This window comes from Pseudomonas sp. EYE_354, from assembly GCF_023148575.1.
In the GTDB taxonomy this organism is placed as follows: Bacteria; Pseudomonadota; Gammaproteobacteria; order Pseudomonadales; family Pseudomonadaceae; genus Aquipseudomonas.
On sequence record NZ_JAHXNQ010000006.1, the window covers coordinates 245,970 to 266,845 of the forward strand.

Consider the following 20,876-nt stretch of genomic DNA (forward strand, 5'->3'; position numbering starts at 1 on the left):
CTGCGTTAAAGGAAATTGCATATGCACCATTACAAGATGCTCATCAACGGGGTTTCGGTTGCCGGTGAAAACGGCCGGTTTGACGTGATCAATCCGGCGACCGGCGCCGCATTCGCGCAATGCCCGGCGGGCTCGCTGTCCCAGTTGGACGAGGCGGTGGCCGCCGCTCAGGCCGCTTTCAAGACCTGGCGCCACAGCACCCATGGGCAGCGTTGCGAGCTCCTCAATGCAGTTGCCGATGCGATTGAGCAGGACGCTGACGCACTGGCCCGCCTAATTGTGCAGGAACAAGGCAAACCCCTTGAACTGGCGTTTTCCGAAGTCATGGGCGCCGCAGCCTGGACCCGCTACGCGGCGGGGCAGGAGATCGCCGTCGAATTGGTGGAAGAGACGCCGACCCAGCGCGTCGAACTGCACCGCAAGCCTTTGGGTGTGGTGGCGTCCATCACGCCGTGGAACTGGCCGTTCATGATCGCCGTGTGGCACATCATGCCGGCGCTGCGCGCGGGTAACTGCGTGATCAGCAAGCCGTCGAGCCTGACGCCGCTGAGCACGTTGCGGCTGGTCGAAATCATTGCCCGCCATGTGCCCCACGGTGTGATCAACTGCGTGACCGGCGAGCAGGGTTTCGGCAGCGCGATTACGTCGCACCCGGGCATCCAGAAAATTGTGTTCACCGGCTCCACCGCCACCGGCCAGAGCGTGATGCGCGGGGCCGCCACCAACCTCAAGCGCCTGACCCTGGAGTTGGGCGGCAATGACGCGGCGATTGTACTGCCTGGTACGTCGGTGGAGGAGGTGGCCGAAGAGATCTTCCAGGCCGCCTTCCTCAACATGGGCCAGACCTGCGCCGCACTCAAGCGCTTGTACATTCACCAATCACAGTATCAGGCGTTTGCCGAGGCCCTGACGCGGATTGCCGAGCGCCAGGTGGTCGGTGATGGGCTGGAGCCCGGCGTCAACTTTGGCCCGGTGCAGAACCTTGATCAACTGCAGTTGGTGGACGCCCTGATTGCTGACGCACGGGCGCAGGGTGCCCGGGTGCTATGCGGGGGCGCGCGCCTTGATCGCCCTGGGTTCTTCTACCCGCCGACGTTGGTGGCGGATGTGACCGATGGCCAGCGTCTGGTCGACGAGGAACAGTTCGGCCCGGTATTGCCGCTGATCGCTTATCAGGATGTCGAGGATGTGCTGCGCCGCGCCAATGCCGGCGACATGGGCCTGGGTGGTTCGGTCTGGGGCCCGGACGTGGAGCAGGCGCAGGCATTGGCCAGCCGTCTGGAGAGTGGTGTGGCCTGGGTCAACTGCCACGCGCGCATTCAACCGAACACGCCGTTCGGCGGTAGCAAGATGTCCGGATTCGGCGTCGAGTTCGGGCTCGAAGGGCTACTGGAATTCACCGGCCAGCAGTTGCTGTTCATCAGCAAGCGCGCAGCCCAATAACGCCCCAACCACTAAGACAGCCTCTCAAAGGCGCACCCCAAGGAGCTTCGATCATGCGGTATTCCTCCACGTCATTTCTCAGCGGTACATTCGCTTGTACGTTGTCGCTTTGCGCCATCAGCCAGGCCCAGGCCTATGAGGTGTACAGCGATGAAAGCCGGCATCTCAATGCCGACATGACGGCCGTGTTTGGCATGTTCAACAGCCGCAAGAACTATGACGGCACGTCCGGCGGTGCCACCTGGCGCGAAGGTTTCATCAAGTACGGTTTGAGCGGCGATCAGTCCCTGGCCGGCAATGGCATCGCCTACGGCGCCTTCGCGCTGGTCAGTTCCGCGACCTGGGGTGACGGCGACCCGGCCGGCAATACGCTGGGCAGCGAACGCACGACCAAGATCGAAGACGCTTATCTGGGTTGGCGCTCCGGCGACCTGTTTCCGGCCTTGGGCAAGGATGGCGTGGACATTTCCGGGGGTCGCCAGGTGGTCAAGCTTGGCAGTGGCTTCCTGATCAACGACGACGGACCGAACCTGGGCAAGGGCCCGGCAGACGGCACGTTGAACCGTGGCGGTGCGTATTACCTGGCCGCGCGGCACGCCTTCGATCAAACCGCGTTCCTGCGCCTGGGCGGCAAGGATGGTCTGCACGGCAGTCTGTTGTGGCTCAAGTCCGATAACCGCGCCCAGGCTGAAACCGAAATGGCCGCAGGTACCCTGGACTACACCACCAAACCCGGCACATTGGGCTTGACCTGGGTGCATGGCATCGATGTGAACGACCGCTGGGCCAGTGATTTTCAGCGCCAGCGCAAGGGCATGAATGTCTACAGCGTGCGCGGCGAAGGCGACGCAGGTCTGCCGAACGTGAACCTGGCGTTCGAATATGCCTGGCAGGACAAGGACACCGGCCCGGAAAAAGCCTGGTACGGCGAAGCCGGCTACACCTTTGCCGATGTCGCCTGGACGCCAAAGGTCAGCTATCGCTACACCCGCTACTCCCAGAAGTGGGATTCGCTGTTCACCGGCCTGAGCACCGGCTATGGCACCTGGCTGCAAGGCGAAGTCGCGGGCAACTATGCCGGGCCGTTCAACAGCAACACCAGCATCCAGCACGTGGCCTTAAAGGCCACGCCTCTGGAAAACCTGACCCTGGGTGCGCTGTACTTCGACTTCGACACCGTGCGCAAGCGCAATGCGCTGAACCTCAATGCACGCGAACTGGACCTATACGTTGAGTGGGCCGTCAACCCACACCTGATCGTCACTCCGCTGATCGGCCTCTACAAGCCCAAGCAGGACGCCAATACCGGTGGTAACCAGGTCGCCGGCAACGGCACCAACGTTTACAGCCAGTTGACCATCGCCGTGCCGTTCTAACCCACCGCAGCGGGCGCGCCCGGCGGATTGCGCAGGTTCTCGGCAATCCGGCGGGTGGTGTCCATGACCATTTCAATCACGGTTTCCTGACGCAGCAGCTTGAAGCTCTGGGTGCTGCCGACGGCGGACAGGCTGCCGATCACCTCGTCGATATCCGGCTGGATGATAGGCGCGGCGATGCCGGTCAGGCCGAGATTGAGTTCATCGTGGGTCATGCAGTACCCATCCTTGCGAATCTTCTTGGTGGCCTTGGCAAAGCTGGCCCAGTCGTAGGTGCTGTCCGGGTCGCCCGCCATATGTTCTTCGAACAGACGCTGCAGGCGTCGACCTTTCTGGAAGGCGATCAATACCTTGGACTGTGCGCCGCGAAAAAACGGCAGCGGATGCCCGCGCCCGAAGGAAAAGTGATACGTGTCGGTGGGTTCGGCGATGTAGGTGTTAATGATGCGCCCGTCGTAGAAAACGCTGGCGAACACCGCCAGGCCTGTCTGCGCCGACAGCTCGTGCATCAGCTCGCGCCCGGCCAGAAGGATGGGGTCGTACTGGCGCATCATCCAGTCCAGCTCAATCACCCGCGGGCCGAGGCCGTAGTGGCCTGCATCCACGCGGGTCAGCAGGCCGGCGTCGCACAATTCCTTGACATAGCGATACGCGGTGGCGCGCGACAGGCCCATGCGCTCGGCGATGGTGTCCGGATCGATCTTCAACGTCGCCGGACCGAACAGGTCCAGGACATTCAACAATTTACTCAGGCTGCTCATTTCGTTCCTAGAGAAGGGATGGCACGCGGGTTAGCACTATAGGCGAAAACAGCGCAGATCCGATGTGGGGCGTGCTCGCAAAAGCGTTGGGCCAGTGATGGAAGTTACTGACAGACCGCCTTCACGAGCAAGCCGAATCAACAGGTCAACACACTAAACTTTTCAGCCTTAAAAATCACTTTAATCTCAAATTAAGAGATTTAAAGACGAAATATCTTGTTTGTGGTTTTCGTTTGTGTGATAAATCTCACCAAAGAAAACGCTCAAGCAAGAGGGCTGAAAATGAATGGTGCGCAACTGATAGTGAATGCGGCAGCGGCAAGTGGTATCGAGTACTGCTTTGCCAACCCCGGGACCACCGAGATTCCTCTGGTGGCCGCCATGGCCAGCGCACCTGCTCTCAAGCCGGTGTTGTCGCTGTTTGAAGGCGTCTGCACCGGTGCGGCGGATGGCTACGGCCGCATCGCCGGTAAGCCGGCAATGACCCTGACGCACTTGGGCCCTGGGTTTGCCAACGGCATCGCCAACCTGCATAACGCACGCCGGGCCAATACCCCCATCGTTAACGTGATCGGCGATCACGCCTCCTGGCATGTGAACTACGATCCGCCGTTGGCGAGTGACATCCAGGCCTTGGCCGGCACCGTCTCGGGCTGGGTGCGCACCTCGCGCACCGCGTCGGGGATCGGTGAGGATTTGCAGGAAGCGGTACGCGCGGCGTGGCAGGCCAAAGGCCAGATCGCCAGTTTGATTTTGCCCATGGACCTGCAGGCCCATGCCGTAACGCACAACGGTGTATTCGCCCCGTTGCGCGCGCCGGTGCGCCGGTTTGCCGGTGACCGGATCGAGACAGTGGCGCAGGCGCTGCGTGACGGTCAGCGTCTGGTGTTTATCGTCGGCGATGAGGGGTTGTCTGTTGCGGGCCTGGAAGCGGCGGGGCGCCTGGCGCAACTGCCCGGCGTGCGCATGTTCGCCGAGACGTTTCCGCGTCTGAGCTACCGTGGCGGTGGTTTGCCGGACCTGGATCGCCTGCCGTATTTCCCGGAAGTGGCGATCGAAATTCTCGAGCAGTACGACCTTGTCGTCTGCGCGGGCGTGCCGGAACCCATCAGCTATTTTGGCTACGAAGGCATACCGTCGCGTCTCGCTGAACGTGAGCGCCTGCTGACGTTGGCCGAAGTCGGTGATGACGTCGCCGGCGCGCTGGCGGCGCTCGCCGATGCCCTGAAGGCGCCGGCTTATGTGCCGACCCCGCAGGGCATCGAACTGCCGCCCGGCCACGCCGAATTGACGCCACAGTCCATTGGCCAGGTATTGGCCGCGTCACTGCCCCACGACAGCATTGTCTCGGTTGAGGGCGGCACCTGTGGCTATCCCTTCTTCACCGCCTCCGCCGGTGCCGCGCGGCATCGGGTGTTGACCAACACCGGCGGCGCGATTGGGCAGGGTATTCCGGTGGGGTTCGGTGCCGCGCTGGCCGAGCGGGGCAATCGTGTGTTCTGCCTGCAGTCCGACGGCAGTGCCCAGTACACCATCCAGACCCTGTGGAGCATCGCCCGCGAGCAGTTGCCGGTGGTGATTCTGATTGCCGCCAACCATCGCTACGCGATTTTGCAGAATGAACTGCGTCGCTTCGGCATGACCGAGATGGACCCCCAGGCCCTGCGCCTGACCGTGCTCGACAGCCCGCGCATCGACTGGAAGGCCCTGGCCAAAGGCTACGGCGTGCCCGCCTGCACGGTGCAAACCAATGTTCAATTGCAACGGGCGCTGGCCAATGCCAGCGCGGATGGCGGGCCTTGCCTGATCGAAATGGCGCTGTGAAGGAGTCGATGATGAAATCGTACGAAGTGCTACCGGCCGTCCAGGCCTTCCTGTCTCAGCCCGGCCGCTTGTTTATTGGTGGCAGTTGGCAGGACGCCGCGGCTGGCGGGCGATTCGCCGTGGAAAACCCGGCGACGGAAGAAACCCTCACCGAAGTCGCCAGAGGTGACGCGCGTGATGTGGATGCAGCGGTAGCCGCCGCCCGCGCGGCGTTCACCGGCGTCTGGGCGCTGCAGTCGCCCGCCCAGCGCGGCCTGTTGCTGTTTCGCCTGGCGGACCTGCTGGACCAGCACCGTGAGGAGCTGGCGCAGTTGATCACTCTGGAGAACGGCAAGCCTATCGCTGCCGCTCGCGGCGAAGCCGCCAGTGCCGCAACCATCCTGCGTTACTTCGCCGGCTGGCCGACCAAGATCGAAGGCAGCACGCTGCCGGTGTCGCCGGCCAGCGGTGCGCCCATGCTCAATTACACCTTACGTGAGCCGGTCGGCGTTTGTGCGCTGATCGTGCCGTGGAACTTCCCGTTGAACATGTGCGTGTGGAAGCTCGGTCCAGCATTGGCGACCGGTTGCGTGGCGGTGCTCAAACCCGCCGAGCAGACCCCGCTGGTTGCCATTCGCTTGGTGCAGTTGATCGAAGCGGCCGGGTTCCCCGCCGGGGTGGTCAACTTGATCACTGGCCTTGGCGCCGAAACGGGTGCGCCGCTGGCCGAGCATCCCGACATCGACAAGATTGCCTTTACCGGCTCGACCCAGGTCGGTCGTCTGATCGCGCAAGCGGCCACCAGCAACATGAAAAAAGTCTCGCTGGAACTGGGCGGCAAGTCACCGAACATCATCCTGCCGGACGCCGATATCGTGCGCGCCGCCAAAGGTGCCGCCGATGGCATTTTCTACAACCAGGGCCAGGTGTGCACCGCCGCGTCGCGGCTCTACGTACACGCCAGCGTGCTGGACCAGGTACTGGAAGAGCTTGAGCGGCACGCCGCCGCCCATGTACTCGGCAACGGCCTGGACCCGACCAGCAGCATGGGGCCGCTGGTGTCGGGGCGCCAACTCAACACGGTCAAGGGCTACCTGCAACGCGGCCAGGAGGAGGGCGCCGAACTGATCTGCGGGGGCGAGCGCCCGGCCCATCTGGAGCGCGGCCACTTTATTGCGCCAAGCGTCTTTCTGGACCGCGCCGAGGGGGCCTGTGTCGCCCGCGAAGAGATCTTCGGGCCGGTGCTGACCGTCATGAGCTGGACCGAAATCGACGACCTGGTGCTGCGCGCCAACGATTCGCCGTATGGCCTCGCGGCCGGTCTGTGGACCCGCGATTTGCGCTCGGCGCACCGCGTGGCGGCGCAGCTCAAAGCGGGCTTGGTGTGGATCAACTGCTGGAACGTGGTCGACGCGGCCTCGCCGTTCGGCGGTTACAAGCAATCCGGCTGGGGCCGGGAAATGGGTAAAAACGTGATCGATGCCTACACCGAGACCAAGAGCGTGTTTGTCGATCTGGCCTGAACTGAATAATCACAAGAGGTAGTTGCTATGGATCTGGAATTGAAAGGCCGCGTGGCCATTGTCACCGGCGGCGGTATGGGCATCGGCAAGGAAGTCGCACGTTTTCTCTCCGAGGAAGGCTGCAAAGTAGTGATTTGCGCGCGCCGCATGGCGTTCCTGCAACTGGCGGCCGAAGAGATCAGTGCACAGACCGGGAACGAAGTGCTGCCGCTGTTCTGTGACACCAACGACATGAAGGCCGTGTCGGAGATGGTCGAGGCTGCGCACAAACACTTCGGCCGTATCGACATCCTGGTCAACGGTGCTGCGGCACCGTCCGGTGTCGTGCGCAATGACATCGAGCACGCCGGTGACGACGAGCTGCTCTCGGACCTCAACACCAAGGTCATCGGCTACTTCCGCTGCGCCAAGGCCGTGACTCCGCACATGAAGGCGGGCGGCTTCGGTCGCATCATCAACATCGGCGGCCTCACCGGGCGCAGCAGCAAAGTGCTCTCGGGCATGCGCAACCTGGCCATCGCCCACATGACCAAGACCCTGTCCGACCAGCTCGGCCCTTCGGGCATCACGGTCAACCTGATTCACCCCGGCGTGGTGGACACCCCGCATATCCAGGAGCTGTACGAGCGCGAAGCGGTCAAGCAGGGCAAGACCTCGGAACAGGTCGAGCAGGCCTACATCGATGCGACGCCGATTCGCCGCACCCTCGCGCCAATTGAAATGGGCTGGTTGATTGGTTTCCTGGCGTCGCCAAAAGCGGCCGCGGTGACCGGTGAATCCATCGGCATTGACGGTGGCTTGACCCGCGGCATCTATATCTGAGGAGCATCTGTGATGAGTAACGGCACCCTTTTGGTTGCCACCGTCGGGCAAGCGGTGATCCGCAGCGCCGACGATGGCAAGACCTGGCATCGCCTGGGCCTGGGACAAGACCTGGAGTTCGACGCAATCACCCGTTCGTTGAGCATGCACCCCGGCACGCCGGAAGTGATTTATGCCGGCACCGATATCGGTTTGTGCGTCAGCCATGACACCGGCGGGCGCTGGAGCCAGGTTGACTCACCGTTCAACGGCGAAACCGTGTGGAAGGTGGCGGTGGATCCCCAGGATGCACAGCGGATTTTCGTTGGTACCGGTGCGCCTTCGCGCGCCGTGCTGTGGCGCACCCTGGATGGCGGCGCAAGCTGGGATCGCGCCCCGGTGGAGATTCCGGAGTTCTGCGACGGCGTCAGCCGCCCACGCCTGCTGGCCTTCGCCTATGACCCCACTGACCGTAACCAAGTGTGGTTCGGCCTGGAGGAAGGTGGACTGTTCCACTCGCGCGACGGTGGTGACAGCTGGACCCGCGTCGACGATCGCCTGTTGTGGGACTTCAACTCGGACATTCACAACATCCTGGTACTGCCCAACCACGGCGAAAAAGTCATCGTGGTGGTCTGCGTCAATGCGGTCTACCGCAGCCTGGACGAGGGGCTGACCTGGACCGGCATTATCGGCCGCGAGGCGTTTGGCCTGTACTACATACGCGCCATGAACGCGCCGCTGGGCACAGAGGATCAGCTGTACCTGAGTATTTCCGACGGTACGCCCGGCACCACCAGCAAGATCCTGGTTTCCCGTGATGCGGCACAAACCTGGGAAGTGCTGCCGCTGCCACAGCAGCCCAATTCCTGCGTCTGGGCGATTGCCTTCAACCCGGCCAACCCGCGCCAGATTGTGGCGGGCACCAAATACGGGCACTTGTTTACGTCCGATAACGGCGGTGATGGCTGGCAGAAGCACTGGCGCGAATTCAGCGAGATCGCCGATGTGTTGTGGACGCCTGCTGTGGCGCAAATCAAAGCCGGGCATCAATCCATCGTCAAGAAAAACTGAGGTAACCAGTGATGAAAGTCGAAATCCTTCGAACTCACTTATCGCTCTGGGTGAGTGATCCTGATGTGTCGGCGCGCTGGTACGCCGACATTCTGGGCATGCACGAAAGTGCCCGTGGCGAGAGCTGGGTGATGATGGCGTTTGGCACCAAGCATCACGACATTGCGTTGATTCGTGCAGAGCCCGGCGCCCATCAGGGCGGGCTGGGGCTGCAGCATTACGGATTGGAAATTGCCGGTGACATGACCACGTTGCGCCAGCTCTACGGCATGTTGCTGAAGAAGGGCGTGGAGGTGGTGAAAATTACCGACCATGAAATCGGCAATGGCTTGTATTTCAACGATCCCGATTGCAACCGCATGGAGTTTTTTCTCGAAACCGAGCATGACGATGCGTGCGGCAAGGCCCGCTTCAAGGCCGCCGGTGCGCCGAGTCGCAACATCACGCTTGACCCACTCGACCCCCTTTGAGCAGAGGCACACCCGATGAAAACTGCAAATTTCGCCAGCTATCACATCCGCAAATGGTACAGCTTCGTTGAAGAGACCCTAGCCAATGAAACCGGCCAGTTGGCCGATGGCGAACCAGTGTTCAAATACGCCGTCGCGGCGGTGATCGCCAACCCGTATGCCGGCCGCTACAGTCAAGACCTTTCGCAACTGGTCGAGCCATCGCCGCTGTTGGGTGAAGAATTCGGCCGGCGCATCCAGGCCCTGGCCGGCTCACGCCGGATTGAAAGCTACGGCAAGGCTATCCTGGTGGGCAGCGCCGGCGAGTACGAGCACGGCAATGCGTTTCTGACCAACCCGGCCGCCGATCCGATTCGCGTCGCCCTCGGCGGTGGCAAATCGTGGGTGCCGTCCACCGGCAAGCGTGGCGGCCCAGGTTCGACCATCGACGTGCCACTGGCGCACAAGGACGCTTTGTACGTGCGCTCGCACTACGACAGTTTCTCGGTGACCTTCGGCGACGGTCCTTCGCCGGATGAAATCGTCGTAATCTGGGCCTTCGCCACGCGCGGGCGCCTGCATGCGCGGCTGGGCGGGCTGAAAGTCGAAGACGTAAAAGGCCTTGACGGTCTGCACTGATAAACGTGCAGGATCACGCGGTACTGGACTCAAACCACAACAAGAAAAGCGGTGAATAGCGATGAAGCAGGAGAAGACCCAAGTTGTCATCGTGGGCGGTGGCCCCAACGGCATCACGGCCGCGCACTACATGGGAATGTACGGTGTCGACTGCGTCGTCCTTGAGCTGGCCGACTGCATCCTGCCTTATCCCCGGGCAGTCGGCATGGACGATGAGGCCTTGCGTGTACTGCAGGGCATCGGCATCGCCGAGGTGGCGGTGCGCGACATGATCTGTGACGTGCCGCTGCGTTATTACAACGCACGCGGTGTGTGTTTCGCCGAGGTCAAGCCGAGTGTCGCGCAGTACGGCTGGCCGATGCGCAATATCTTCATGCAGCAGTTGCTCGAAGGCACCTTGCGTGAACACCTCGGGCAGCATGCCAGCGTTGAATTGCGCCAGGGCCATGAACTGCTCGAACTGCATCAGGACGAGCAGTGCGTGACCCTGCAGGTGCGCGATGCCGACGGCGAGATCTACCAACTTCAGGCCGACTATGTGATCGGCGCCGACGGCGGGCGCTCCACCGTGCGCAAACAACTGGGTATCGAGCTGCTCGGGCTGACCCATCCGCGTAAATGGGTGGTGGTCGACACCGCCAACGACACACTCGATGCACCCTACACGGCGCTGCATGCCGACCCGCAGCGGCCCTTCGTGTGCATCTACCTGCCTTACCAGCAGCGACGCTGGGAATTCATGCTGCTGGAAGGCGAAGACGAAGCGAAAATGTGCGAAGAGGCAACGATTCGCCAACTGATCCACGGGCATATCGGCGATGCCGTCGACCAGCTCAACATCATCCGCATACGTGCCTACACCCACCATTCGCGGGTTGCGGCGCGGTTTGTTCAAAAACGCGTGGCGTTGGTGGGTGATGCTGCGCACATTTCGCCGCCCTGGGCCGGGCAGGGCCTCAACTCCGGCCTGCGAGACGTGGCCAACGTGGCCTGGAAGCTGGCGGCGATCATTCAGGGCCGCGCGGCGCCGTCGATCCTTGCCACTTACGACCAGGAACGCCGGGGCCATGCGACCGAACTGGTGTCCCTGGCCGACAACATGGGCGCGGTACTGGGCTTGACCAACCCGCTGATGGCCGGCGTGCGCGATTGGTTATTCCAGGCGGTGAACACGGTCGACAACCTGCGTTCGCACCTGCTCGAATTCAAGTTCAAACCCAAGGCCACTATCACCAAGGGCCTTGTTTATCACGAGCGGGCCGAGTTGCGTGAGGACGATCTGGTCGGGCAGTTGTTCATCCAGCCGAATATCGAAGACCACCAGGGCCAGCGTCGGCGCCTGGACGAAGTGCTCGGCAACGGTTATGCGGTGTTGGGTTATCGGGTGAACCCACGTGAGCATCTCAGCGGGCCGATGGTCGAGTATTGGACGCGCTGGGATACACGTTTCATCCAGGTCAATCGTTCGCGCAGCGGTGTGGGGCGTAACCAGCCGTTAACGGCCACTGATGCCTTGAGTGTCGAGGACGTGGATAACCGCCTGGGCGAATGGTTCTCCAAGGTGCGTGACTGCATCGTCGTGGTGCGGCCGGACCGCTTCGTCGCCGCCATCACCACGCCTGAGCGGCTGGACGGCGTGCTGCGCAAGCTGGCGGAGCAACTGTCGTGAGCGGCGCTGACGAGTTGTTCGGTCAACTGCACGCGGCCGGGCAGAGCGCCCGGGCCATTGCACCGTTGCCGCCACAGGCGCTGGACAAGCAGCAAGGTTACGCGCTGTTGCGTCAGGGCCTGGCACAGCGCCTGGCAGCTGGCGAGCATCTGAGCGGTTGGAAGGTGGCGTTCGCCGGCCGGGCGGCGCAGGCGCGTTTTGGCCTTGACGAGCCCGTGTATGGCGCGCTCACGTCTGCCATGGCGGTCGAGCCGGCCAGCGCGGTGTCGTTGGCGCGGCTGATCCAGCCCAAGCTTGAGGTTGAACTGGCGCTGGTGTTCGGACGGGCCCTGGCGCCAGGCAACTACCGTGACGAGGAGATTCTGGCGGCGATTGCCGAGGTCGCCCCGGCCTTCGAAATCGCCGACTGCCGCTGGCAGGGCTGGGCTTTCGGGCTTGGCGCATTCCTGGCCGATAACGCCGCCGCAGGGCTTTACTGTGTCGGGACGCGCGTGCCGTTCGATGCGGTGCGGCATGCCTGCGTGGATTATCGCCTGGAGCACGACGGCGCATTGCTCGGCAGCGGTGATACCCAGGCGCGCGAAGACAGCCCGCTGTTCAACCTGTGCTGGCTGGTGCGGCGTCTGCTGGCAGACGGTCATCCCGTGGACGCCGGGCAGGTGGTGCTGTCCGGTGCGTTGCTGGCTCCGCTGGATATACACGCGGGCGCTTATCGTTTGTGCATGCTTGGCACGGAACTGGCTTTGGATTTCCACCCAGGCCGCGCGCCTGCGCAAGCACCCGCCACCGTTATGGATGACTGAGCCCGCCTTCTGGCCAAAAACAACACGCTGGCCGCCGAGGAATGACGCATATGCTCGCCGAAGTCCGTACCTTCAATGACTCTCAACAGCACGCCGGCTCGATCCAGGGCTGGCAGCAGGTGTATGACCAACTCGGTCGTGGTTGCCTGACCAGCGAACTGTGGCAGTTGTCCGGCGATCGTTTCCAGATCTTCCAGGAAGTGCTGGATAAACGTGTGGTGCAGCATGGCCGCTCGCCCAAGGGGCGCTTGTGTGCGGCCATGTCACTGGGCAGCCCGCCAGTGGTGCAAGGCCAGCAGGTGAGCGCGCAAAGCGTGGTGCTGTTGCGTGACGGCGAAGAGTTCGTGTTGCATGCGCCGCAAGGTACGCACTTTTTCGCACTCAACGTCGATGCCGTGCGCTTTGCCAAACTGGCCGCTTTCGAACTCTCCAACGACCAGCTCAAACGCTTGACCAGCGTGTCTGCGCTCAGCGTGGACGAAACGTTACTGTTGCGCATTCGCCAGCGCATCCACCCGCTGTTTCGTCACTTTTTGGAACAGGCGGGCGCTGTAAGCCCCGTCTCGGAAAAGATGCTGGAAGACGAATTGCTGGGTGCGTTTCTCGATTTGTTCAGCCATGCCAGCGACGAGGTGCGTTGCCGGCGGGGCAATTTCGCCGTCAGTGCCTACCTGGTCCGGCGCAGCCAGGAATTGATCATTGCCAGTGGCGATACGCCGTTGAGCATTCTTGATCTGTGTGAACAGTTACGCGTCAGCCGCAGGACTCTGCAGAACAGTTTTCAGGCCGTCACCGATATGCGACCGGTCGAGTACCTGCGCAACTTGCGCCTCAACGCGGTCAGGCGACAGTTGATCGCCACCCCTGCGAGCGAGAAAAACATCGGTGAGCTCGCCGTGGCCATGGGCTTTTTTCACCTGAGCCATTTCGCCACGCATTACCGCGAGTTGTTCGGTGAGTCGCCGTCCGAAACACGTCGAGCGTCGTACTGACACGACAGGGCGTGCGCCACTGAGGGCACTGGTCAGCGTCCAAACTCCATGTGCCCAGCGCGCATCGCCCACCTGCTACGGTTTTACGCCAGCCCTGGGTCCACGCGCTTGCCGATATCCCTGAGCCGCGCCAGTTGGTCGATTGTCGTGGGGGCTTCGTCCAGGCAACTGACGAAGGTCCACAGGTAGGTCATCACCGCATAGATATGCCCGGCCTTTATCGCCGGCGCCAACGCCAGTTGGGTGATGGCTACCACGAACAACAGCGCCGCGAGCACCCCAATGGACTGGAAGGCAACGGCCTCGCGGTCGGACAGTCCGATTCGCAGTCGCGACAACACGTGGTAGTGACGGCGCAGGGTGTTGGCGCCGACTTTTTCCACCAGACCTATTTCTTTTTCCAGGCGATTGTTCAAACGCTCATGCAAGCGCTGGTTACGCCGTGCGAAGCCCGGCATAAGGGTCACGCACAGTACCAGTGCAAGCAGGCAGGCCAGGCCGACCCAGGGCTCGATCACCAGCAGCATGCCCGCCGCGCCGACAACCGACACCAGCGCAGTGGCGATGGTCGTCACATGCTTTTCGAAAAAGTCGACGAAATCCCGCGCCAATACCACTCGCGCCGCCGCCTTGGAGGTGCTGTGGTGACTCAGGCGCTGGTTAAGAATCACCGGCACCGCGAGGTCGGCATAGATGCGCGTGAAGGTGCGTGTATCCAGGGCCCGGCGCGCCGCGCCGACCACCCAGAAACCGAGGACTACGGCGGCGTACCACACGGCACTGCCGACATCGCCACGGATGATCGAGTCGACGGCAAACCCGGCGAACAATGGGTAGGCCAGCAGCAGAGCATTTTCCAACGCGACCAGCGACAAGGTGCCGAACAGCTTGCCGGGGTAGGCTCTGGCGATCGCCTTGAGGGTCTGGCTGGCGGATCGCCGCCCCAGTTTGTCACGCTGTTCGAGCAAAACCGGCGGCGTTACGGGCTGCATCGGGCACCTGCGGCGCGCGCAGTGCGCTGATAAATGTCACGGGTGACGTCGAGCAGATAACGCGCTTCATCGGTCATCAATAAAAGATCGATCTGTACTTCTTCGATAATGATTTCCACGGTGATCAACAGGCAAATAGCGGGTGCAATGACCAGCCAGTGGTAATACGTCAGCGTCACTAAAGAAACGCACACGCCGATCAACCACAACGCCAATACACACTGCGGCGCGTACTGCTGCAGGGGAATCCAGAAACGTTGCAACTTTCTCAATTTAAACGAGTAGAGCGTCAGTGACGCTTCCACTTGTTTAAGGTCGATAGTGTTCCGAGCTGAATGCTGTGTCGGCATAACAGTTATCCACGTAATAACGTTAAACATCAGAGCCAGGCGGCGGGTGATACGACTATTTGCTGCCCTGGCGCTCCTGGCCCGGCAGCGTTTGGCTGAGCCAGGCGAGATTGACTTCGTTGACTTCCACCCATTCACCCCTGGCAGGAATCCTTTCGCAACTCATGAAAGCAATGCAACGTCCGTGTGTGTCCAGTAAGGCAAAGTGGCGATACTTTATTGCTCTCTTGAACAGGCCAATAGAGAGACGCATGCCATCACCTTAGTTGGTATTAATTGTTTATTGGTTGTCAGGATTAAGTATTTAAAAAGGCGCCGCATGGCCAGCTCAGTTCAAACACCGTGCCGCTGTTTAGCGCTGTTCGACAGGTCACTGCGCCGCCATGGGCGAGGGCAATTGCGCGCACCACGGCCAGCCCCAGGCCACTGCCGCCCTGGGCACGCGAGCGTGAGCTCTCGCCACGCTGAAACGCATCGAAAATATGTGTGGCGAATGCGGCGTCGACTCCCGGCCCCTCATCCGAGACCCTCAGAACGTGGCCTCGCTCGTCACTGTCGAGTTCAATGCTCACGTTGCCCGGTGTGGCGTGTTGGCGAATATTGTCCAGCAGCGCGAGCAAAGCCTGGCAGAGGCGATCGGGGTCGCAGTACACCAGGCCCTTGCGCAGGTTTAAATGCAGGGCAAAGCCGGCACCGTTCAGGCTGGGCTCGAACAAGCGCGCTTCAGCCTCCAGTGCACCGGCCAGCTCCACCTCCTTGAGCGCCAATTCCAGGTGGCCATTGTCGGCCATGCCCACCACGCGAAGGTCTTCGACCAGCCGGGTCAAGCCCTCGACCTGGCCCAGAAGGCTGTAGAACTGCGCGGTGTCCGGCTCGAATACACCCTCGGCCAGCCCCTGCAAGCGACCGCGCAGGATGGTCAGCGGGGTGCGCAGCTCATGGGCAATCGCGGCGTTCCAGAAGGCTTGTTCCTCGGCCATGCGTTTCAAACGGTTCGCCATGCTATTGAAGTCATCCACCAACAGGGCCGCTTCGCCCAGGGACAGATCAGGCGCGACGGCGCGGGCATCCAGGTCTCCGTCGGCCAGGCTGCGCAGGCTCACGGCCACCGAATTGAGCGGTGTCAGAATGCGTTTGGATAATTTGACGGCCACCGCCGCGCCGACGCCCAGGCTGACGCAGGTAATCAAGCCCATCCACACCCATTCCACGCCGCTGGGCAGCCATTCATCCGACTGCATTTCCAACTCCGTCGGCGGCGAATAGGTCCAGAGCAATGCATAGAATATGTAGGAGCCCACCAGGGCGAGCGCGATCACGCACATCACTACGGCCGACATCGACACGATAATTTGCCGGCTCAAACTGTTGGCCACTTTCATGCCTGGCTCCCGAACCGGTAGCCGACACCACGGATGCTGGCCGGTACGCCGTGCAGGCCAAGCTCTTCGATTTTGCGACGCAACTTGCTGATATGGCTGTCGACGGTCCGCTCCAGGCTCTCGCTCTCCGGCGAGCAGAGCACCAGCAGTTCGGCGCGGCTGAACACTCGGCGCGGCGCTTTGGCCAGCTGTGCGAGCAACTTGAATTCGGTCACCGTCAGGTGCAACGGTTGTTTTTGCGTGCCGATGTGTACGTTCACTTCATGGCTGTCGATGTCGATCTCAAAGGCGTCGACGCGCAGCATCCGGTGGTCGGCGCCCTGGCCTTGAACGCTGCAGCGGCGCAGCACGGCCTGAATCCTGGCGATGACTTCTGCCGGATTGAAGGGTTTGACGATGTAGTCGTCCGCACCAATGCGCAGGCCCATGAGTTTATCCATGTCCTGGTCGTGTGCAGTCAGCATGATCACCGGCGTGATACCGCGATGACGCAACTCCGCCAGCACCATCCAGCCATCCAGCTTGGGCATCATCACATCGAGCAGCACCAGGTCCGGCTTGAGCAGTTGGTGCAGTTCCAGCGCACGACGCCCATCCTGCGCATGGGCGGTACGAAAACCCGCACGCTTGAGGTAGGCCGTGAGGATGTCGGCGATTTCCGGCTCGTCTTCGGCGATCAGCACCAGCGCCTGGTTGGCGGGCGCGGCAAGGAGTGGTTCAGTCATGGTCTGCTCGGTGGGTGCACTGCTTTTCAGCAACGGATTGAATGATGCACCGCAAGCATGCACGTTCGGCGAAGGTTTTATGGAGAAATGATGGAGAGGTGAATTAATTTTTCGCTGAACCGGGGGAGGGTAATCAGGCGAAGTGGATGCGCTCGGCGTAGGCGCTCTGCAGGATTTTTCGCTGGTAATCACAGGGCGTCGTGCTGACCAGCTTCTTGAAGTCGCGCAGGAAGTGCGATTGATCGGAAAAGCCCAGGTCCAGGGCCAGGTCCGAGCACGATACATCGTGCTGGGTGTTCAGGGTTTCCAGCGCCGCCTGGCAGCGAATGATCCGGCAGAACGTCTTGGGCGACAGGCCGGTGTCCTGGCTGAACTGGCGATGAATCGTGCGGCTGGTGTACCCGCTGAGTTCTTCCAGTTGCTGGATACGCAGGTCGCCGCGATGCGCAAGCGCCTGTTGGATGACCATGGCCGTGAGTTTCGAGCTTCGGCCCATGAGGCGCGGGGCCAGGTAATCGTTGAACAGCTTTATCTGCTCCTGCAACTGGGGAGCCTGGACGATGCTCTCGAACATGCGTTGGGCAAATGTCGACACCTGCAGCAGGTCCCATTCCTGTTCGGTCAGCTCCTCGGCCACCACGTTGATGAACCCTGGAATGACCCCCGGCGCAAAGCGCACGCCGAAGTAATGGTGACCCTGCAGCAGTTCGACCTGCTGCGCCTCCAGCGGGGTACCACAAATCCTCACGCTAGGGCGCGTGGCGTCACAGTCGAACACGATATCCACGCAGCCGTCCGGCACCGCCAGCAGATCCGCCGAGCGAGCGACATCGAAGGCGTAGAAGTGCGAAATCGCCGGGTGCTCGGAAGGCATTACCGAATACCGCGAAGAATTCAGTACGAACCAGGGTTGTTCGTAAGCGGTTTGCCGCAGCGGCGGTGAACACAGGTTGGGCATGGCCGGACCTTGGAGTGGGATATGCGGGAATATTCACGCATTTATCGCGCCAACTCGGAGGGCCGGGACGAACCTTGATGTCCGAAATTTACAATACCGTGGTGAAACACTCACAGATACTCGACCTCGATAGCGTGGGAGCAGCGCCTACCGCAGCGATATCTCTTTGAGTCGAGAATAATAATGTCCACTACCACAAAAATAGATTTCATCTACTTGTCCGAGCAGGACATGATCCGCGCCGGCGTAACCGACATGCTGGCCTGCGTGAATACCATGGAAGAGATGTTCGGTCTGCTCTATAGCGGCGACTACCGCATGGCGGGTCCGAACAATGATTCACACGGGGCGATGGTGGTGTTTCCGAAGGATTCGCCCTTCCCGAATATGCCCAAGCCCACTGCCGACCGTCGCATGATGGCGATGCCGGCCTATCTGGGCGGCAGCTTCTGCACCGCAGGCGTCAAATGGTACGGCTCCAATATCGCCAACCGCGAGAAAGGCCTGCCGCGCTCAATCCTGATGTTCACCCTCAACGACCCTGACACCGGCGCACCGCTTGCGCATATGTCCGCCAACCTGCTGTCGGCGTATCGCACCGGTGCAATCCCCGGCGTCGGCGCGCGGCACCTGGCCCGCAAAGACTCGAAAGTGGTCGGCCTGCTCGGTCCAGGCGTCATGGGCAAGACCACCCTCGCCGCGTTCATCGCCGTTTGCCCGCACATTGACACCTTGAAGATCAAAGGCCGTGGCGAGAAAAGCCTGAATGATTTTCTTGGTTGGGTGAAGGAAACCTACCCGCAGATAACCACCGTTCAAGTGGTCGACACCCTCGAAGAGGTGGTCCGTGGTTCCGACCTTGTTACTTATTGTAGCTCCGGTGAGACAGGCGACCCCTCAAACTACCCAATTGTGAAGCGTGAGTGGGTCAAGCCGGGCTGCTTCATGGCCATGCCGGCAGCCTGCTCGCTGGACGAGGGGATGGAACGCGCGGACGTGCGCAAGGTACTGGACAACACCGGCCTCTACGAAGCCTGGTTCGAAGAATTGCCCAAGCCTGCGCACCACTGTGTGCCGGTCATCGGTGTGCGGTTCATGGACATGATCGCCGAAGGCACGTTGCAGGCCGACGAACTCGAAGACATCGGCAAGATCGTCGCCGGCGATGCCCAGGGCCGTCGCAGTGATGAAGAGATCATCATCATGTCGGTGGGCGGCATGCCGGTCGAAGACGTGGCGTGGGGCACGGTGGTGTACCGCAATGCCATCGAAAAAGGCATCGGCGTGAAACTGAACCTGTGGGAAACCCCGGTGCTGCGCTGAGCCATTCCTTACCCAACTGACGAGACCTTCGACATGACAAAAATCATCAAGCTCAAGACCGGTTCGCCGTTTGAAGACCAGGCCAGCTATTCGCGCCTGGTGGTGGTGGACAACTGGATCTATGTGTCCAATACCGCAGGCCGCAACCCGCAGACCAAACTGATCCCGGAAGACATCCTCGAACAGACGCACCAGGTGTTTGCCAATATCGAATCGGCCTTGAAGGCAGTCGATGCCAGCCTGGCCGATGTGGTGTGCTCGCGGGTGTTCATCCAGGACCCCAAGGACGTGCCGGCGGTGATGGGCCTGATCGGCGAGAAGTTCCGTGGCGTCGATCCTGCCAGCACTGTCACTTGTCCGCCATTGGGCTCGACGGTGTACAAGGTGGAGCTTGAAGTGACGGCCTATCGCAACGCCTCCAAAGCCCAGGTCGAAGTGATTCGCCTGTCGCAATAACCCGTCCTGCGGCCGCGCCCTCGCGCGGCCGATCTCTATTGTTTTGCGAGTTTTGATCATGGCCCCGACTATTGCGCCCGTGAATACGTCCACCGATTTTCCCTCCACGACCGCCGTGGTCATCATCGGCGGCGGCATCATCGGCTTGACCGCCGCACTGACATTGGCCGAACGCAATATCCCGGTGGTGGTGCTGGAGAAAGGCCGTATCGCCGCGGAGCAGTCCTCACGCAACCTGGGCTGGGTGCGCAAGACCAGCCGTCATGCCCACGATATTCCGCTGGCCCTGGCGGCAGACCGCTTGTGGGCACAAATGCCGGGGCGGGTTGGCGCGGATGTGGGCTATCGGCAAGAGGGCATTATGTTCGTCGCGCGCAACGAAGCGCAGATGGCGATGCACGAAGGCTGGCTCAAGTCGGTCGAGCACCTGTCCCTGGATTCGCGGTTGCTGAGCAATCGCGAAATCGCACAGAAAGTGCCGGGTGGCGTGGGTGAATGGGCCGGCGGTATCTACACGTCGTCCGACGCACGCGCCGAACCGACCCTGGCCAGCAGCGCGATTGCCAAGGCCGCGATGGCCCTGGGCGTGGTGATCATCGAACAGTGCGCGGTGCGCACACTGCAGATGTCCGCCGGTAAGGTCAGTGGTGTGGTCACCGAAAAAGGCGAGATCCGCTGCGACCAGGTATTACTGGCCGGTGGCATGTGGTCGCGACGCTTCCTGGGCAACCTCGGTGTGTCATTGCCGACCCTGGCGTTGACCTGCTCAGTGTTGCGGACCCATCCGATGCAAGGCCCCACCGAAATCGCCGTGGGCGCGCCGGACTTTTCCTTTCGCAAGCACAAGGACGGTGGCTTCATCATTACCCAGCGCGGCAAGCTGGACGCCTTCCTCACCTTGGACCACCTGTTGCTGGCCAAGCAGTACATGCCTCAGTTCCGTGCGCAACGCAGCGTGTTGAATGTGTCGCTGGGCACGTATTTTCTCAAGGACCTTGCGTTGTCCCGTCGTTGGTCGGCTGACAGCGTGAGCCCGTTCGAACGTGTGCGTGTGCAGGATCCGGCCGCCAACCCGCGGCTCAATAATGATGCGATGAACAACCTCATAGCAGCCTGGCCGGTGTTCGAGCAAGCCAAGATAGCCCAGGCCTGGGCCGGCACGATCGACGTGACCCCGGATTCCAACCCGGTGATCGGCCCGGTCGCGCAAATCCCCGGCCTGACGGTGGCCACTGGTTTCTCCGGGCATGGCTTCGGTACATCGCCGGCGGCGGGCCATCTGGCGGCTGACATTGTCAGCGGGCACACCCCGATCATCGATCCGAGCCCGTATCGCTTCGATCGTTTCTAACGCGGC

At 61.7% G+C, this 20,876-nt stretch carries 21 protein-coding genes; 14 read left to right on the top strand and 7 right to left on the bottom strand.

The window, feature by feature from the left end; translation table 11 throughout:
• Positions 1-21 precede the first annotated feature (21 nt).
• Both KZX66_RS10895 and KZX66_RS10900 read left to right on the top strand, forming a co-directional pair.
• On the top strand, positions 22-1,443 hold the full coding sequence (locus KZX66_RS10895; RefSeq protein ID WP_248079255.1) for an aldehyde dehydrogenase family protein: 1,422 nt from the start codon (positions 22-24) through the stop codon (positions 1,441-1,443).
• Between the two features lie 53 nt (positions 1,444-1,496).
• The gene (locus KZX66_RS10900; RefSeq protein WP_248079257.1) at positions 1,497-2,819 is read left to right on the top strand and encodes an alginate export family protein; all 1,323 of its coding nucleotides are present in this window, start codon (positions 1,497-1,499) and stop codon (positions 2,817-2,819) included.
• On the opposite strand, the gene KZX66_RS10905 is transcribed toward KZX66_RS10900, so the two are convergent.
• Complete coding sequence (locus tag KZX66_RS10905) at positions 2,816-3,580, bottom strand: IclR family transcriptional regulator (protein WP_248079259.1); 765 nt, start codon at positions 3,578-3,580, stop codon at positions 2,816-2,818. The genes KZX66_RS10900 and KZX66_RS10905 overlap by 4 nt on opposite strands.
• A 282-nt stretch (positions 3,581-3,862) precedes the next feature.
• Between KZX66_RS10905 and KZX66_RS10910 the strand changes: the two genes are divergently transcribed.
• From KZX66_RS10910 to KZX66_RS10950, 9 genes are all read left to right on the top strand, one after another.
• Positions 3,863-5,404 (top strand): acetolactate synthase large subunit, encoded by a 1,542-nt coding sequence (locus tag KZX66_RS10910; protein WP_248079261.1) that lies wholly within the window; start codon positions 3,863-3,865, stop codon positions 5,402-5,404.
• Between the two features lie 11 nt (positions 5,405-5,415).
• Positions 5,416-6,906: an aldehyde dehydrogenase family protein gene (locus tag KZX66_RS10915; RefSeq protein WP_248079263.1), complete on the top strand. Its 1,491-nt coding sequence runs from the start codon at positions 5,416-5,418 to the stop codon at positions 6,904-6,906.
• A gap of 27 nt (positions 6,907-6,933) precedes the next feature.
• Positions 6,934-7,728 carry an SDR family oxidoreductase gene (locus KZX66_RS10920; protein ID WP_046036354.1) on the top strand — a complete coding sequence of 265 codons (795 nt, stop codon included), beginning with the start codon at positions 6,934-6,936 and terminating at the stop codon, positions 7,726-7,728.
• A gap of 12 nt (positions 7,729-7,740) precedes the next feature.
• Entirely contained in the window at positions 7,741-8,781 is a 1,041-nt protein-coding gene (locus tag KZX66_RS10925; protein ID WP_248079265.1) for a YCF48-related protein, read from the top strand.
• 11 nt (positions 8,782-8,792) lie between these two features.
• Positions 8,793-9,251, top strand: coding sequence for a VOC family protein (locus tag KZX66_RS10930; protein WP_065930135.1), 459 nt, complete (start codon positions 8,793-8,795; stop codon positions 9,249-9,251).
• Between the two features lie 15 nt (positions 9,252-9,266).
• Positions 9,267-9,869, top strand: coding sequence for an amino acid synthesis family protein (locus KZX66_RS10935; protein ID WP_248079267.1), 603 nt, complete (start codon positions 9,267-9,269; stop codon positions 9,867-9,869).
• A 61-nt stretch (positions 9,870-9,930) separates the two neighbouring features.
• On the top strand, positions 9,931-11,538 hold the full coding sequence (locus KZX66_RS10940; protein WP_248079269.1) for a bifunctional 3-(3-hydroxy-phenyl)propionate/3-hydroxycinnamic acid hydroxylase: 1,608 nt from the start codon (positions 9,931-9,933) through the stop codon (positions 11,536-11,538).
• The gene (locus KZX66_RS10945; RefSeq protein ID WP_248079271.1) at positions 11,535-12,341 is read left to right on the top strand and encodes a fumarylacetoacetate hydrolase family protein; all 807 of its coding nucleotides are present in this window, start codon (positions 11,535-11,537) and stop codon (positions 12,339-12,341) included. Before KZX66_RS10940 ends, KZX66_RS10945 begins: the two co-directional genes overlap by 4 nt.
• A 50-nt stretch (positions 12,342-12,391) precedes the next feature.
• Positions 12,392-13,333, top strand: coding sequence for a helix-turn-helix domain-containing protein (locus KZX66_RS10950; protein ID WP_248079273.1), 942 nt, complete (start codon positions 12,392-12,394; stop codon positions 13,331-13,333).
• An 83-nt stretch (positions 13,334-13,416) separates the two neighbouring features.
• Here KZX66_RS10950 and KZX66_RS10955 read toward each other — a convergent pair whose 3' ends face one another.
• The 6 genes from KZX66_RS10955 to KZX66_RS10980 all read right to left on the bottom strand — a co-directional run bounded on the left by KZX66_RS10955 (position 13,417) and on the right by KZX66_RS10980 (position 17,740).
• The gene (locus KZX66_RS10955) at positions 13,417-14,325 is read right to left on the bottom strand and encodes an ABC transporter six-transmembrane domain-containing protein (RefSeq protein WP_248079275.1); all 909 of its coding nucleotides are present in this window, start codon (positions 14,323-14,325) and stop codon (positions 13,417-13,419) included.
• Positions 14,313-14,588, bottom strand: coding sequence for a hypothetical protein (locus KZX66_RS10960; protein ID WP_348983802.1), 276 nt, complete (start codon positions 14,586-14,588; stop codon positions 14,313-14,315). The genes KZX66_RS10955 and KZX66_RS10960 overlap by 13 nt, the downstream gene beginning before the upstream one ends.
• 142 nt (positions 14,589-14,730) lie before the next feature.
• Positions 14,731-14,928 carry a hypothetical protein gene (locus tag KZX66_RS10965; RefSeq protein ID WP_248079279.1) on the bottom strand — a complete coding sequence of 66 codons (198 nt, stop codon included), beginning with the start codon at positions 14,926-14,928 and terminating at the stop codon, positions 14,731-14,733.
• A gap of 43 nt (positions 14,929-14,971) precedes the next feature.
• Entirely contained in the window at positions 14,972-16,057 is a 1,086-nt protein-coding gene (locus KZX66_RS10970; RefSeq protein WP_248079281.1) for an ATP-binding protein, read from the bottom strand.
• Positions 16,054-16,782 carry a response regulator gene (locus KZX66_RS10975; RefSeq protein ID WP_248079283.1) on the bottom strand — a complete coding sequence of 243 codons (729 nt, stop codon included), beginning with the start codon at positions 16,780-16,782 and terminating at the stop codon, positions 16,054-16,056. Before KZX66_RS10975 ends, KZX66_RS10970 begins: the two co-directional genes overlap by 4 nt.
• 133 nt (positions 16,783-16,915) lie before the next feature.
• Complete coding sequence (locus KZX66_RS10980) at positions 16,916-17,740, bottom strand: helix-turn-helix domain-containing protein (protein ID WP_248079284.1); 825 nt, start codon at positions 17,738-17,740, stop codon at positions 16,916-16,918.
• Positions 17,741-17,923: 183 nt separating this feature from the next.
• Between KZX66_RS10980 and KZX66_RS10985 the strand changes: the two genes are divergently transcribed.
• Genes KZX66_RS10985 through KZX66_RS10995 form a run of 3 tightly spaced genes read left to right on the top strand, consistent with a single transcriptional unit; the run spans position 17,924 to position 20,870 of the window.
• Entirely contained in the window at positions 17,924-19,063 is a 1,140-nt protein-coding gene (locus KZX66_RS10985; RefSeq protein WP_248079286.1) for a tyramine oxidase subunit B, read from the top strand.
• Between the two features lie 33 nt (positions 19,064-19,096).
• A complete protein-coding gene (locus KZX66_RS10990) occupies positions 19,097-19,519 on the top strand; it encodes a RidA family protein (RefSeq protein ID WP_071494990.1) in 423 nt (140 codons plus the stop codon).
• 58 nt (positions 19,520-19,577) lie between these two features.
• The gene (locus tag KZX66_RS10995) at positions 19,578-20,870 is read left to right on the top strand and encodes an FAD-binding oxidoreductase (RefSeq protein ID WP_248079287.1); all 1,293 of its coding nucleotides are present in this window, start codon (positions 19,578-19,580) and stop codon (positions 20,868-20,870) included.
• The last annotated feature ends 6 nt before the right edge of the window (positions 20,871-20,876 follow it).

Excerpts from the sequence above, each read along its gene's own strand:
- KZX66_RS10930 (WP_065930135.1), top strand. The coding sequence starts at position 8,793 with ATGAAAGTCGAAATCCTTCGAACTCACTTATCGCTCTGGGTGAGTGAT.
- KZX66_RS10955 (WP_248079275.1), bottom strand. The coding sequence starts at position 14,325 with ATGCAGCCCGTAACGCCGCCGGTTTTGCTCGAACAGCGTGACAAACTG.
- KZX66_RS10900 (WP_248079257.1), top strand. The coding sequence starts at position 1,497 with ATGCGGTATTCCTCCACGTCATTTCTCAGCGGTACATTCGCTTGTACG.
- KZX66_RS10950 (WP_248079273.1), top strand. The coding sequence starts at position 12,392 with ATGCTCGCCGAAGTCCGTACCTTCAATGACTCTCAACAGCACGCCGGC.
- KZX66_RS10925 (WP_248079265.1), top strand. The coding sequence starts at position 7,741 with ATGAGTAACGGCACCCTTTTGGTTGCCACCGTCGGGCAAGCGGTGATC.
- KZX66_RS10990 (WP_071494990.1), top strand. The coding sequence starts at position 19,097 with ATGACAAAAATCATCAAGCTCAAGACCGGTTCGCCGTTTGAAGACCAG.
- KZX66_RS10970 (WP_248079281.1), bottom strand. The coding sequence starts at position 16,057 with ATGAAAGTGGCCAACAGTTTGAGCCGGCAAATTATCGTGTCGATGTCG.
- KZX66_RS10985 (WP_248079286.1), top strand. The coding sequence starts at position 17,924 with ATGTCCACTACCACAAAAATAGATTTCATCTACTTGTCCGAGCAGGAC.
- KZX66_RS10915 (WP_248079263.1), top strand. The coding sequence starts at position 5,416 with ATGAAATCGTACGAAGTGCTACCGGCCGTCCAGGCCTTCCTGTCTCAG.
- KZX66_RS10940 (WP_248079269.1), top strand. The coding sequence starts at position 9,931 with ATGAAGCAGGAGAAGACCCAAGTTGTCATCGTGGGCGGTGGCCCCAAC.
- KZX66_RS10965 (WP_248079279.1), bottom strand. The coding sequence starts at position 14,928 with ATGCGTCTCTCTATTGGCCTGTTCAAGAGAGCAATAAAGTATCGCCAC.
- KZX66_RS10920 (WP_046036354.1), top strand. The coding sequence starts at position 6,934 with ATGGATCTGGAATTGAAAGGCCGCGTGGCCATTGTCACCGGCGGCGGT.
- KZX66_RS10895 (WP_248079255.1), top strand. The coding sequence starts at position 22 with ATGCACCATTACAAGATGCTCATCAACGGGGTTTCGGTTGCCGGTGAA.
- KZX66_RS10935 (WP_248079267.1), top strand. The coding sequence starts at position 9,267 with ATGAAAACTGCAAATTTCGCCAGCTATCACATCCGCAAATGGTACAGC.
- KZX66_RS10975 (WP_248079283.1), bottom strand. The coding sequence starts at position 16,782 with ATGACTGAACCACTCCTTGCCGCGCCCGCCAACCAGGCGCTGGTGCTG.
- KZX66_RS10995 (WP_248079287.1), top strand. The coding sequence starts at position 19,578 with ATGGCCCCGACTATTGCGCCCGTGAATACGTCCACCGATTTTCCCTCC.
- KZX66_RS10910 (WP_248079261.1), top strand. The coding sequence starts at position 3,863 with ATGAATGGTGCGCAACTGATAGTGAATGCGGCAGCGGCAAGTGGTATC.
- KZX66_RS10905 (WP_248079259.1), bottom strand. The coding sequence starts at position 3,580 with ATGAGCAGCCTGAGTAAATTGTTGAATGTCCTGGACCTGTTCGGTCCG.
- KZX66_RS10980 (WP_248079284.1), bottom strand. The coding sequence starts at position 17,740 with ATGCCCAACCTGTGTTCACCGCCGCTGCGGCAAACCGCTTACGAACAA.